Source organism: Blautia intestinihominis, assembly GCF_040096655.1.
GTDB lineage: Bacteria > Bacillota > Clostridia > Lachnospirales > Lachnospiraceae > Blautia_A > Blautia_A intestinihominis.
This window is the reverse complement of the sequence record NZ_JBBMEI010000002.1, coordinates 76,132-89,012: the sequence shown is the minus strand read 5'-3', so window position 1 is coordinate 89,012 and position 12,881 is coordinate 76,132. Positions and strand designations below refer to the sequence as shown.

General features: G+C 45.8%; 12 protein-coding genes. 9 read left to right on the top strand and 3 right to left on the bottom strand.

Annotation, left to right across the window (positions count from 1 at the left end; translation table 11 throughout):
- The first annotated feature begins 19 nt into the window (after positions 1-19).
- The 3 genes from WMO75_RS01405 (at position 20) to WMO75_RS01395 (ending at position 2,756) form a co-directional block, all read left to right on the top strand.
- On the top strand, positions 20-823 hold the full coding sequence (locus WMO75_RS01405) for a transglutaminase domain-containing protein (RefSeq protein WP_303217096.1): 804 nt from the start codon (positions 20-22) through the stop codon (positions 821-823).
- Between the two features lie 178 nt (positions 824-1,001).
- On the top strand, positions 1,002-1,850 hold the full coding sequence (dapF, locus tag WMO75_RS01400; RefSeq protein WP_349077499.1) for a diaminopimelate epimerase: 849 nt from the start codon (positions 1,002-1,004) through the stop codon (positions 1,848-1,850).
- Between the two features lie 105 nt (positions 1,851-1,955).
- Positions 1,956-2,756, top strand: coding sequence for an MBL fold metallo-hydrolase (locus WMO75_RS01395; RefSeq protein WP_291581175.1), 801 nt, complete (start codon positions 1,956-1,958; stop codon positions 2,754-2,756).
- 138 nt (positions 2,757-2,894) lie between these two features.
- Here WMO75_RS01395 and WMO75_RS01390 read toward each other — a convergent pair whose 3' ends face one another.
- The gene (locus WMO75_RS01390) at positions 2,895-3,170 is read right to left on the bottom strand and encodes a type II toxin-antitoxin system RelB/DinJ family antitoxin (RefSeq protein WP_118698477.1); all 276 of its coding nucleotides are present in this window, start codon (positions 3,168-3,170) and stop codon (positions 2,895-2,897) included.
- Between the two features lie 195 nt (positions 3,171-3,365).
- On the opposite strand from WMO75_RS01390, the gene prfB reads away from it, so the two are divergent.
- The 6 genes from prfB (at position 3,366) to WMO75_RS01360 (ending at position 10,655) form a co-directional block, all read left to right on the top strand.
- Positions 3,366-4,491 (top strand): peptide chain release factor 2 gene (gene prfB / locus WMO75_RS01385; protein ID WP_118251841.1). Its coding sequence is split into 2 segments (ribosomal slippage): positions 3,366-3,440 and positions 3,442-4,491, totalling 1,125 coding nucleotides; the frame shifts between segments, so codons are not numbered across the junction.
- 168 nt (positions 4,492-4,659) lie between these two features.
- Entirely contained in the window at positions 4,660-5,112 is a 453-nt protein-coding gene (locus tag WMO75_RS01380) for an ACT domain-containing protein (RefSeq protein ID WP_022214039.1), read from the top strand.
- A gap of 32 nt (positions 5,113-5,144) precedes the next feature.
- Entirely contained in the window at positions 5,145-6,359 is a 1,215-nt protein-coding gene (locus tag WMO75_RS01375) for a homoserine dehydrogenase (protein ID WP_022214038.1), read from the top strand.
- Positions 6,360-6,381: 22 nt separating this feature from the next.
- Positions 6,382-7,590, top strand: a complete 1,209-nt coding sequence (locus WMO75_RS01370; protein ID WP_022214037.1) for an aspartate kinase — start codon at positions 6,382-6,384, stop codon at positions 7,588-7,590.
- 77 nt (positions 7,591-7,667) lie between these two features.
- Positions 7,668-8,456 carry a DUF975 family protein gene (locus tag WMO75_RS01365; RefSeq protein ID WP_022214036.1) on the top strand — a complete coding sequence of 263 codons (789 nt, stop codon included), beginning with the start codon at positions 7,668-7,670 and terminating at the stop codon, positions 8,454-8,456.
- Positions 8,457-8,501: 45 nt separating this feature from the next.
- Positions 8,502-10,655, top strand: a complete 2,154-nt coding sequence (locus tag WMO75_RS01360; protein WP_349077498.1) for a Tex family protein — start codon at positions 8,502-8,504, stop codon at positions 10,653-10,655.
- Positions 10,656-11,094: 439 nt separating this feature from the next.
- Here the strand turns inward: WMO75_RS01360 and WMO75_RS01355 are convergent, their stop codons facing one another.
- Positions 11,095-11,889: an ABC transporter ATP-binding protein gene (locus WMO75_RS01355; protein ID WP_118251839.1), complete on the bottom strand. Its 795-nt coding sequence runs from the start codon at positions 11,887-11,889 to the stop codon at positions 11,095-11,097.
- Complete coding sequence (locus WMO75_RS01350) at positions 11,889-12,809, bottom strand: ABC transporter permease (protein WP_022214033.1); 921 nt, start codon at positions 12,807-12,809, stop codon at positions 11,889-11,891. Before WMO75_RS01350 ends, WMO75_RS01355 begins: the two co-directional genes overlap by 1 nt.
- Positions 12,810-12,881 lie beyond the last annotated feature (72 nt).

Here is a 12,881-nt window from a genome sequence, read left to right as displayed (position 1 = left end):
TTTACACAGGGAGAGAACAATGAAGGAGAAAGCATGGAAAAATGTAATAGCTGTATTGATAATAGCGCTGGCACTTATGGCGGGAGGTATAAATGTATCTGCCGCATCCGGGATTACGATTCGACAAGGCAAAGTATATCAGAATAATAAAGTGTATACCGGATGGTTCAGCCAGAATAATGGAAAGTATTATTCTGTAAAAGGAATAAGAGCAAAGGGATGGAAGAAAATTTCGAATAAATATTATTATTTTGACCGAAACAGCAGGCTTATCACGAATCACATTGTCGGCTCAAAAACGACTGGATACTTTTATGTGGACAAAACGGGTGTAAGGGTTACAACGAAAGAAATCCGTCAGGCAGTTGCTTTTGTCATGAGATACTCAAAGGCAACAGATCTGCCTTCTAAACGTCTTAGAACCTGTTTCCGTACACTGCTTAATTATCCTTATTATAATATGACAGATCACGCACCACGGGCAAATCAGATTGCTTCCTGTGCAGGTTACATGTTTACTTACAGAAGAGGTGACTGCTATTATTATGCCTCTACAATGGCATATATTGCAAGAGTTCTGGGCTATGATGCGCGTGTGGCGTGTGGTGCAGTTACTGCAAGAGGACCATATGCCGCATTGTCTCCACATGGATGGTGCGAGGTAAAATATGGAAATGCATGGAAAATGCTTGACTGTAGTATGCAGCGGGCACACACAAACAAGAATTTATGCCTGGTCACGAGAAAACAGTATCCATTTCGTCTGAGATGTGATAGGGTGTATACAATGAAATCCAGTTATGGAACAATTAAATGGGCATGATCAGGAGGCTGTGAACGGGTCAAACAATAGCATGACCGCATTTTTTGCAAGGTATAGAGCAGTTTATTCTATATACATTGTAAAAAATAGCTTATATACTGGAACTATCGAATGGTTAAATGAATTGCGGGTAACGATAAATCCATAATATAAGCAAATCAAGCGGGAGGGCATAGCAATGACAGACTGCATTACAATGATAAAATATCAGGGACTTGGAAATGATTATCTGGTACTGGATCCGAACAAGAACCGTGTACAGCTTCAGGGCAAAAAGATTGCTCTGATGTGTCAGAGAGGTTTTGGACTCGGTGCAGACGGTGTTCTGTACGGACCGGTGGACATCAATGGAAAAATGGGCGTGCATATCTACAACTCTGACGGAAGCGAAGCGGCGATCAGCGGAAATGGTGTCTGTATTTTTGCAAAATACCTTCTTGACCATGAATATGTCAAAGAGAAAAAATTTGAGATCAAAACTTTGTCCGGTTCTATTGAAGTGGAGTGCCTGAACAGCCGTGCTACAGAATTTCGTGTAAACATGGGAAAGGCATCCTTCCTTTCCAGAGAGATTCCAGTGACTGGCGAGGTGCGTGAGGTTATCAATGAGGACTTTACCTTCAACAACAAAGATTACAAGGCAACCTGTCTGACGATCGGTAATCCACATTGTATCATCTTTATGGATGAGGTAAGTGAAAAAGCAGCCAGAGAACTTGGACCATATGTGGAAAACGCCGATGAATTTCCGGAGAGGATGAACCTCCAGATCTGCCGTAAGATTGACACCGGCAATCTCGACATCGAGATCTGGGAACGCGGTTCCGGCTACACCAAAGCCTCCGGTACAGGAAGCTGCGCCGCAGCAATGGCAGCATACAAACTCGGTCTCACTGAAAACCGTATCAACATCAACCAGCCAGGCGGCATGATTCAGATCGATATCCACGAAGACGGCACCATCTACATGACCGGAAGTGTGGGATACGTTGCGGATATGAGCGTGGCGGAGAGCTTTTTCTCATAAACAAATCACGAAAGGAAACGGCAAATGCTGTTTCCTTTCTTTTGCACTTATGATAAGATATATCCGAAAAATATTCACCGATACGAAAGAGAGGTTCACGCTTTTATGGATATTACAATGCTGGGAACAGGAAATGCAATGGTAACTGAGTGTTACAATACATGTTTTGTGCTGAGAGATGGGGATAAGCATCTGCTGGTTGACGGCGGTGGTGGAAATACACTGCTTGCACAGCTTAAACATGTCGGATTTGACTGGATGGATATGCGCGAGATCTTCGTGACACACAAACATGTAGATCACATCATGGGTGTTGTCTGGATGATCCGTATGATCTGCCAGCATATGAAACAGGGACAGTACGAAGGTGAGGCAACAATTTACGGACACGAAGAGGTCATCCGCATCCTCAAGGAAATGGCAGAGATGCTTTATCCTAAGAAACAGACCTGCTACATTGGAGACCGTCTGCACCTTGTAGTCGTAGAAGACGGAGAAGAAAGAACCATCATGGGACATAAGACGACATTCTTCGACATCCAGTCCACCAAAGCGAAACAGTTTGGCTTCTGCATGGATATGGGCAATGGCGAGAAATTCACCTGCTGTGGTGACGAACCATACAACGAATGCGAGAAAAAATACGCCGAAAACAGCAAATGGCTCCTTCACGAAGCATTCTGTCTCTTCGACCAGGCAGACAGATTCCACCCATACGAGAAACATCACTCCACAGCCAAAGACGCCAGCGAACTGGCAGAGCAGCTCGGCGTACAGAATCTGATTCTCTACCACACCGAGGACAAGAACATCGCCCGCCGCAAAGAACTCTACACAGAAGAAGGAAAGAAATACTTCCACGGAAATCTTTTCGTCCCGGAGGATCTGGAGAGAATAGAATTATAGTACATATAAATCCCCATCATGCATATAAACATTGGAAAGTTTCATGTATGATGGGGACTTGCTTTATTTATCTCTATAATGCGAACCACACTGAGCAATCAAAATTAGATTATTTATTCAAAATCCTGCCATGCTTCATCAGATCATGCTTTTATCATCCATATTTACCTCATGTATCGTACCGCCGGTGGTTTCAAGTTGCTCTATTGACTTCTTAAGTCGTGCAATATTTGCAGGACTGTAGAATGGATCGCTGTCAGCGGTGATCTCGAATGGGATTCTGCGTTCACGAACTGCTTTTTTGGCGAAGACACAGAATGCTGTTGTCATACTCATGCCAATGTCAGAACAAAAGGCTTCAAACTGTTTCTTAAGTTCTGCATCCATACGGATATTTACATTTGTCTGAGCCATTGAAATTCCCTCCTTTATACAAATTTTGATACTTATATTGTATGTAATATTATATACAATGTCAATAAAAATGATGAGTTAAAAATGCAAAAATAAAAAATGGATTCGTGGCTTTTCACACTGCAAATCTTGCAGTTTCCCCTAATCTATGGTATGGTATTACAGTATATGAATATATAGAAAGAAGGTGAAGCTGTGGTTGAATTAGATCAGTTCAAGAGTATTCTTGCAACATACACAGAACCATTAGTGGAAGTGAGGGATTCACTTTGACCTCGCTAACAAAGAGCAGAGGGTTGAAGAATTAGAGCGTGAAATGGAAGCACCGGACTTCTGGGATGATGCAGAGGTTTCACAGCAGAAGATGAAAGAACTCAAGAGCATGAAGGACGACATGGAGACATACCACAATCTGGAGACCCAGTTGGAAGATATGGAAACCATGATCGAGATGGGCTATGAAGAAAATGATCCGGAGATCATTCCGGAGATTCAGGAGATGCTCGACGAATTCCAGAAGGATTTCGACAGCATCCGTGTTAAAACATTACTGTCAGGAGAATATGACAGCGAAAATGCGATCATCAAGCTCAATGCCGGAGCAGGTGGAACAGAAGCCTGTGACTGGTGCGGAATGCTTTATCGTATGTACAGCCGCTGGGTAGACCGCAAGGGATTCAGTATGGAAGTGCTTGATTACCTCGACGGCGATGAAGCCGGTGTCAAATCCGTTACCTTCCAGGTCAACGGAGAGAATGCTTACGGCTATCTCAAATCCGAGAAAGGTGTACACCGTCTTGTCCGTATTTCTCCGTTCAATGCAGCAGGCAAACGCCAGACTTCCTTCGTATCCTGCGATGTTATGCCGGATATCAAGAAAGACCTGGATGTAGAGATCAACGATGACGACATCCGTATCGATACCTACCGAAGCAGCGGTGCCGGTGGACAGCATATCAACAAGACATCATCCGCGATCCGTATTACACATTTCCCGACAGGAATCGTAGTACAGTGTCAGAATGAACGTTCTCAGCACATGAACAAGGACAAAGCCATGCAGATGCTGAAAGCCAAACTCTTCCTCCTCAAGCAGCAGGAAGCAGAAGCGAAACTTTCCGGTATCCGTGGTGAAGTAACCGATATCGGCTGGGGAAATCAGATCAGATCCTATGTTATGCAGCCATACACCATGGTCAAGGATCACAGAACAAGCGAAGAAACCGGAAATGTAGACGCAGTTCTTGACGGAGACATCGATCCGTTCATCAACGCCTACCTGAAATGGATCGCATTAGCCAAGAAACCGGCTGAATCATAAGACAAAAAAGCCTTGCAGACTTTGCAGAGGTGTGATAACATATCCCTCATAGGAAAACAGTTGTCTTTTGAAAACGGACATCTCCTGAGAGGGATATGTGTTTCATCAAATGGATAAAGAGTTGCTGTGAACAGTAACGATAAAGTCAGCAGAGACAGGAAGGTCATAATGGGAAAAACAACAGAAAAAAAGAAGTATTTTGTAGTCAGGGAGCGAGCGGTTCCGGAAGTTTTGTTGAAAGTGGTACAGGCAAAGAAATTACTCGATTCAGAGAAAGTGAGCACTGTGCAGGAAGCAGCAGAGCAGACCGGTATCAGCAGAAGCTCCTTTTATAAATATAAGGATGATATTTTTCCTTTTCACGAAGAAGCCAGAGGAAAGACGATCACTTTCATCATTCAGATGGATGATGAACCGGGAATCTTGTCTGTTGTGCTTCAGACCATTGCACGTTTCCATGGAAATATCCTGACGATCCATCAGAGTATTCCGATCAATGGAGTGGCAACCCTCACACTCAGCGTGGATATCCTGCCGGGTGAGGGAGACGCAGAGGCTATGGTGGATGAGATCGAACAGAGAGATGGAATCCATTATCTGAAGATCCTCGGAAGAGAATAACTATAAGAAAGAACGCAGGAGGAAACCAAGCTATGGTAAATATTGCAGTATTAGGATACGGTACAGTAGGAAGCGGTGTGGTAGAGGTTATCAACACCAACCATAACAGCATCAATAAGAGAGCCGGCGCAGAGATCAACATCAAATATGTACTGGATCTGAGAGATTTCCCGGGAGATCCGGTAGAGAAAGTCCTTGTTCACGACTATGACGTGATCGCAAACGATCCGGAGGTAGACATCGTAGTAGAAGTTATGGGAGGAATCGAGCCGGCATACACCTTTGTAAAACGTGCCCTCGAATCCGGCAAAAGCGTCTGCACCTCCAACAAAGCCCTGGTAGCCAAACACGGCCCGGAACTTATGGAGATCGCACGCGAGAAAAACATCAACTTCCTGTTTGAAGCAAGCTGCGGTGGTGGAATCCCGATCATCCGTGCACTGAACTCTTCTCTGACAGCAGATGAGATCGATGAGATCACAGGTATCCTCAACGGAACCACCAACTACATGATGTACAAGATGAGCACAGAAGGCTGCGAATTTGATACAGTTCTCAAGGAAGCTCAGGCAAAGGGATACGCCGAGGCAGACCCGACAGCCGATGTAGAGGGATATGATGCATGCCGTAAGATCGCGATCCTTTCTTCTCTGGCATACGGTAAATTCCTGAATTACGAGGATATTTATACCGAAGGAATCACCAAGATCACACCAGAGGATATGCAGTACGCAGAAGAACTTGACATGACGATCAAACTTCTCGGTACCAGCCGCAAGATCGGAGACGATTCTTTCTACGCAATGGTAGCACCGTTCCTGGTAGGTAAGAGCAGCCCGCTTTACAGCGTAAATGACGTATTCAATGCAGTATTTGTCCATGGCAATGTCCTTGGTGATGCAATGTTCTATGGAAGCGGCGCAGGCAAACTTCCGACAGCAAGCGCAGTAGTTGCTGACGTAGTAGACGAAGCAAAGCACCTCCACAAGAACATTATGACAAACTGGTCCAGCAAACCGCTTGAACTGATTCCGATGGATGAAGTTGAGGGAAGATTTTTTGTAAGAGTCGAAGGCACAACCGTAGACCAGGTAGAAGCTGTTTTTGACGACGTTGAGATCGTAAATCTCAAGAACCTCCCGGGTGAATTTGGATTTATCACCACCAAGATGAAACAGGGAGAATATAAAGAAAAAGTTCAGAAATTAAATGGCAGTGTGGTCACTATGATCCGTGTCAAAGACTGACATTTTTTTCGGGGGAGAAACTATGTTAATAGTAAAAAAATTCGGCGGCACTTCAGTTGCAAACAAAGAGCGTATCTTTAATGTCGCCGGAAGATGCATAGAAGAATACAAAAAAGGCAATGATGTGGTGGTAGTTCTTTCTGCAATGGGTAAATACACAGATGAACTCATCACTATGGCAAAGGATATCAATGAGAAACCGCCGAAGCGTGAGATGGATATGCTTTTTACGATCGGAGAGCAGATGTCCGTGGCGCTGATGTCCATGGCATTCGATAAACTGGGCGTTCCGTCTGTTTCTCTGAACGCATTCCAGGTCGCAATGCATACTACAAGCGTTCACGGAAATGCAAGACTCAAGAGGATTGATACCGAAAGAATCAAGAGAGAACTGGAAAACCACAAGATCGTTGTTGTGACAGGTTTCCAGGGAGTCAATAAATACGATGATTATACAACGCTTGGAAGAGGCGGCTCCGATACGACAGCAGTTGCTCTGGCAGCGGCACTTCATGCAGATGCCTGCGAGATCTACACTGACGTAGACGGCGTATATACAGCAGATCCGCGTAAAGTTCCGACAGCCCGCAAGCTCAAGGAGATCACTTATGATGAGATGCTGGATCTGGCAACACTTGGTGCCGGAGTGCTCCACAATCGTTCTGTGGAAATGGCAAAGAAATACGGCGTACCGCTCGTGGTACGTTCCAGTTTGAATACAAGCGAAGGAACTGTTGTAAAGGAGGAAGTAACAGTGGAAAGAATGCTGATCAGCGGAGTTGCGCTTGATACAGATGCAGTAAGAATCGCCGTGATCGGTCTGAAGGATACCCCGGGCGTGGCGTTCAGATTATTTGATGTACTGGCAAAGAAAAACATCAACGTAGATGTGATCCTTCAGTCTATCGGACGTGCGGGAACCAAGGATATTTCCTTCACCGTAGATGACAAGGATCTGGATGATGCAATGGCAGTCCTTGATGAAAACAAAGCAAGACTTGGATACCAGGAACTTCATTCTGAGAGAAATATTGCCAAACTTTCTATTGTCGGAGCCGGAATGATGAGTAATCCTGGTGTTGCGGCAAAGATGTTTGAGAGTCTTTATAATGAGGGCGTCAACATTAACATGATCTCCACATCAGAGATCCGCGTGACAGTTCTTATCAACGAAAAAGACGGTGTAAGAGCGATGAACGCAGTACATGACGCATTTAACCTGGCAGATTAAATAAAATGGAAGGAATTTCATCTCTGTGGTTTCAGGGGTGGAATTCCTTCGTTGTTTACAGAAAACAGGAGTCAAAAATGAAAAGAAACCGAAAATACTGGAAAACAAGTGCCAAGGCAGCTCTCAGAGGAAACTGGATCATCGCGATCGCGGGAATGCTGGCTTATATGGCGGTGAACTTTCTGGGAAATGTCCTTTCGCTGGAGCTTTTTCCGGGAAATTCTATGCTGGAGATCGCAGCCGGGCAGATTTTTGTATTTGTTGTGTCGCTGATCGCGATGGTATTCGGTACAGGATACAGCTATATGATGTTGAATATGAGCAGAGGCAGGGAGTTCAGCCTTGGAAATCTTCTGTATATGTTTCATAATCAGCCGGACAGAGTGCTGATCGCGGCATTTGTAATGGCACTTCTGAACACAGTCTCACAGCTTCCGATCTATTTTGCGGTATATCTGACCGATCCAGGAAGCACGATCGAAGCGCAGATGAACTGGATGCAGATGATCATGGGAATCATGATCCTGAGTGTAGTACTGAATGTACTTATCACAGTACCGCTTGCGCTCAGTTTTTATCTTCTGGCAGATAATCCGGAGATGGGAGGAGTAGAGTCCCTGAAACAGAGCATGCGTTTGATGAAGGGACATATTTGGCAGTATCTTATGCTGCAGCTAAGCTTTGCACCGCTGCTGATCGTGTCACTTCTATTCATGGGGATTCCGCTTCTGTGGGTACTTCCGTATATGGAAGCGTCTGAAACGGCTTTTTACAGAGATATTCTGGGAGAGTTTGATGAGCCGGAGAAGAAGGAAGAGTCTTTTTACAAAAATACGGCATCAGACGATTATAATGCAGAAGCATAGTTATTAAGCAGATTTATTTACGGGCACAAAAGGAGATTTTTATTTATGGATATTATTCAGGTGATAACCGACGAACTTAAAGTACAGAAATGGCAGGTAGAGGCTGCTGTAAAGCTGATCGATGAGGGATGTACGATCCCGTTTATTTCCCGTTATCGTAAAGAAGCGACAGGCTCTCTGAACGATGAGCAGCTCCGTACCCTGCACGAAAGACTTCTTTACCTGAGAAATTTGGAAGATAAGAAAAATCAGGTACTTACAAGCATTGAAGAGCAAGGCAAACTGACACCGGAACTGAAGAAGCAGATTCTGGATGCCAAGACCCTCGTAGTAGTAGAGGATCTTTATCGTCCATACCGTCCGAAGAGACGTACAAGAGCGATCATTGCGAAGGAAAAAGGACTTGAGCCGCTGGCGAATATCATCATGCTTCAGATGACAAAGAAACCGCTGGAAGAGGAAGCTAAAGCTTTTCTTTCTGAGGAAAAAGGCGTAGAGACCGTAGAGGACGCGCTGAACGGAGCGAAGGATATTCTGGCAGAGACGATTTCTGATGAGGCAGATTATCGAATCTATATCCGTGACCTTACCATGAAAAAAGGTTCTGTTGCATCTGCAGCGAAGAAACCGGAAGAGTCTTCTGTATATGAGATGTACTATGAATTTGAGGAGCCGATCAAGAAGCTTGCCGGACATCGTGTGCTCGCCCTGAACCGTGGTGAGAAGGAAAAAATCCTCACAGTCAAGGTAAATGCACCGGAGGAAGAAATCCTTGGCTGGCTGCAGAAGCAGGTCCTGGCAAAGGATAATCCGATCACAACACCGGTTCTCCGTGAAGTAGTGGAGGACAGCTACAAGCGTCTGATCGCCCCGGCGATCGAGAGGGAGATCCGTAGCAGCCTGACAGAAAACGCTGAGGACGGTGCGATTCATGTCTTTGGAAAAAACCTTGAGCAGCTTCTGATGCAGCCTCCGATCGTAGGCAAAGTTGTCCTCGGCTGGGACCCGGCATTCCGTACAGGATGTAAGCTGGCAGTCGTAGATCCTACCGGAAAAGTGCTGGATACGACTGTGATCTATCCGACAGCACCGACTAATGAGAAGAAGATCCAGGCGGCAAAAGATACACTTAAGAAACTGATCAGGAAATACAATGTTTCTCTTATTTCTCTTGGAAATGGAACAGCGTCCAGGGAGTCTGAGCAGATCATTGTGGAACTGCTTAAGGAAATCCCGGAGAAAGTTCAGTATGTGATCACGAATGAGGCTGGTGCTTCTGTATATTCCGCGAGCAAGCTGGCAACAGAGGAGTTCCCGAATTTTGATGTGGGACAGAGAAGTGCGGCTTCCATCGCAAGACGTCTTCAGGATCCGCTTGCAGAGCTCGTTAAGATCACACCGCAGTCGATCGGTGTCGGACAGTATCAGCATGATATGAACCAGAAGAAGCTTGGTGAGGCACTGAGTGGAGTTGTTGAGGACTGTGTAAATAAGGTTGGTGTGGATCTGAATACGGCGTCTGCATCGCTTCTGGAGTATATTTCCGGTATCAGCAAGGCGATCGCGAAAAATATCGTTGCGTATCGTGAGGAGAACGGCAGGTTTGAGAGCCGTCGTGAGCTTCTCAAGGTTGCGAAGCTCGGACCGAAGGCGTTTGAGCAGTGTGCAGGATTCGCGCGTATCACAGGCGGTAAGAATCCACTGGATGCAACGAGTGTGCATCCGGAGAGTTATGAGGCAGCGCAGAAGCTTCTGGAAAAACTTGGCTATGCACCGGAGGATATCACGGTTGGCAAGCTGAGCGGAATCTCAAAGCAGATCAAAAATTACAAGAAGCTCGCAGAGGAGTTTGGCGTAGGAGAGCCGACACTTCGTGACATCGTTAAAGAGCTGGAAAAACCGGCAAGAGACCCACGAGATGAGATGCCGAAACCGGTTCTGAGGACGGATGTACTTGATATGAAGGATCTGAAAGAGGGTATGATCCTTAAGGGTACAGTGCGAAATGTGATTGATTTTGGAGCTTTCGTAGATATCGGAGTGCATCAGGATGGACTGGTGCATATTTCTGAGATGAGTGAGAAATATATCAAACATCCGCTTGAGGCAGTGTCTGTTGGAGATGTTGTGGATGTGCGCGTGATCGGCGTAGACCTCAAGAAAAAAAGAATCAGTCTTTCTATGAAGGGAACGAAGTAGGAGACGGTATATGCGTGGTCGTGTGGGGAAGACCGCTCCGCCCCTCAAGACGCACCATAATACCGGAATGGGGATGAAGGGGGACGCGGTACGCGAACGGCCGTAGGCCGTTATGTACCGCTGAATATTTGAAGAGCGTAGCTGCACGCGCGGAACGCGCGGCGGAGCGAACCTAGTTGACCATTTGGCTGGGGGAAAAGTCAGCAGTCAAAAATGGCATGGGAAGGCAAACACTCTGCAGGAGTCCATGGAAGCACTTAGGGATGTTCTGGCTGCGTTATTCATAGAAACTGCACTGTTTGAGCGAAGCGAGTTTGCAGTTTCTATGAATGCTTTTAGCAGACAGGTTATCCCTTAGTACTTCCGGACGACGAAGCCGGTTTGAATTCCCATGCCATTTCTTGACTGCGTCCCTTTAACAACCACACAGCCCACCAAATCAACTCAGCAGAGCGGAGTCATTACTGAATTCCTGGCCGCTGGCTTTTTCGAATTGGTCGAGGAGGTCGCGTACGGTCAGTTTCTTTTTTTCTTCACCCTGGATATCCAGGATGATCTTGCCTTCCATCATCATGATCAGACGATTTCCATGGATGATCGCGTCCTGCATATTATGAGTGATCATCATTGTAGTCAAGTGATCCCGGTTTACGATCATTTCTGTGATCTCAAGTACCTTCGCCGCTGTCTTTGGGTCGAGTGCTGCGGTATGTTCGTCCAGCAGAAGCAGCTTCGGCTTCTGGAGCGTAGCCATAAGCAGTGTCAGCGCCTGTCTCTGTCCACCGGAAAGAAGTCCGACCTTGGAAGTAAGACGGTCCTCAAGTCCCAGACCAAGGATTTTAAGTAATTCTTTATATTCTGCACGTTCTGCCTTTGTGATACCGGGTTTCAGCAGACGAAGTTTTCCACGACGTTTCGCCAGTGCAAGATTTTCTTCGATACCCATTGTAGCAGCAGTACCAGTCATAGGGTCCTGGAAAACACGTCCCAGGTAGGCTGCTCTCTTATGTTCTGATAATTTCGTAACATCAACACCATCAATGATGATATGTCCTTCATCGACCATCCATGTACCCGCAACTGCATTCAGCATGGTAGATTTACCGGCACCATTTCCACCGATAACTGTAACAAAATCTCCTTCATTCAGAGTGAGGTTCAGACCGTTCAGAGCCACTTTTTCATTGATAGTTCCAGGATTAAAAGTTTTGTAAATGTTTTTCAGCTCAAGCATCAGTTGTTACCTCCACGTTTCGTAGGTTTTGAAAAATATTTTGCTTTCCAGTAAGGTACAGCAAGGAAGATCGCTACTACAAGTGCAGACAGCATCTTCAGAAGGTCTGTATCGATTCCGAGCCAGATAACAGTCTGGAGTACCAGATAGTAGAGGATAGAACCAAATGCAACGCTCAGAAGACGAAGAGCAAAGTTGCGGAAGATCTTTCCGAAGATCGCCTCGCCGATGATAACAGCAGCAAGACCGATAACGATCGCGCCACGTCCCATGTTGACATCAGCGAATCCCTGATACTGTGCAAGAAGTGCACTGGAAAGAGCAACCAGTCCGTTGGAGATCATAAGTCCGAGTACCTTGCATACATCTGTGTTGATACCCTGTGCACGGGACATATTCGGGTTACATCCGGTAGCACGGAGAGAACATCCGAGTTCAGTACCGAAGAACCAGTACAGGATCGCGATCAGAACAACGATAAAGATTGCAACGATCAGAATTGTATTCTGATAAAATGGAACATTTTTGACATTTCGAAGGGAAACAAGAAGGTTGTATTTGTTTCCGTTGACTGCCTGGTTTGCTTTGCCCATGATCTTGAGGTTGGCAGAGTAAAGACCAAGCTGTGTCAGGATTCCGGCAAGGATCGCCGGGATTCCCATGAAAGTGTGGAAGATTCCTGTTGCAAGACCGGCAAGCATTCCTGCGCCGGTTGCAGCAAGCATGGATACCCAGATGTTATGACCGCTCATAAGCATCATAACGCAGACAGCACCTCCGGTACACATGGTACCATCAACAGTAAGGTCGGCTACGTCCAGAATACGGAAAGTAAGATAGACACCGATTGCCATGATCCCCCATATCAGACCCTGGGCAGAAGCACCCGGAAGTGCATTGATTAAGCTCATAATGTTCATTTTTATAGTTCCTCCTGATGACACAGAAAGCGAGAAAGGTTATTCCTCTCCCGCTGTCAGTGTGAATTTGTG

Coding starts and splice junctions, on each gene's coding strand:
- WMO75_RS01405 (WP_303217096.1), top strand. CDS start 20: ATGAAGGAGAAAGCATGGAAAAATGTAATAGCTGTATTGATAATAGCG.
- dapF (WP_349077499.1), top strand. CDS start 1,002: ATGACAGACTGCATTACAATGATAAAATATCAGGGACTTGGAAATGAT.
- WMO75_RS01395 (WP_291581175.1), top strand. CDS start 1,956: ATGGATATTACAATGCTGGGAACAGGAAATGCAATGGTAACTGAGTGT.
- WMO75_RS01390 (WP_118698477.1), bottom strand. CDS start 3,170: ATGGCTCAGACAAATGTAAATATCCGTATGGATGCAGAACTTAAGAAA.
- WMO75_RS01380 (WP_022214039.1), top strand. CDS start 4,660: ATGGGAAAAACAACAGAAAAAAAGAAGTATTTTGTAGTCAGGGAGCGA.
- WMO75_RS01375 (WP_022214038.1), top strand. CDS start 5,145: ATGGTAAATATTGCAGTATTAGGATACGGTACAGTAGGAAGCGGTGTG.
- WMO75_RS01370 (WP_022214037.1), top strand. CDS start 6,382: ATGTTAATAGTAAAAAAATTCGGCGGCACTTCAGTTGCAAACAAAGAG.
- WMO75_RS01365 (WP_022214036.1), top strand. CDS start 7,668: ATGAAAAGAAACCGAAAATACTGGAAAACAAGTGCCAAGGCAGCTCTC.
- WMO75_RS01360 (WP_349077498.1), top strand. CDS start 8,502: ATGGATATTATTCAGGTGATAACCGACGAACTTAAAGTACAGAAATGG.
- WMO75_RS01355 (WP_118251839.1), bottom strand. CDS start 11,889: ATGCTTGAGCTGAAAAACATTTACAAAACTTTTAATCCTGGAACTATC.
- WMO75_RS01350 (WP_022214033.1), bottom strand. CDS start 12,809: ATGAACATTATGAGCTTAATCAATGCACTTCCGGGTGCTTCTGCCCAG.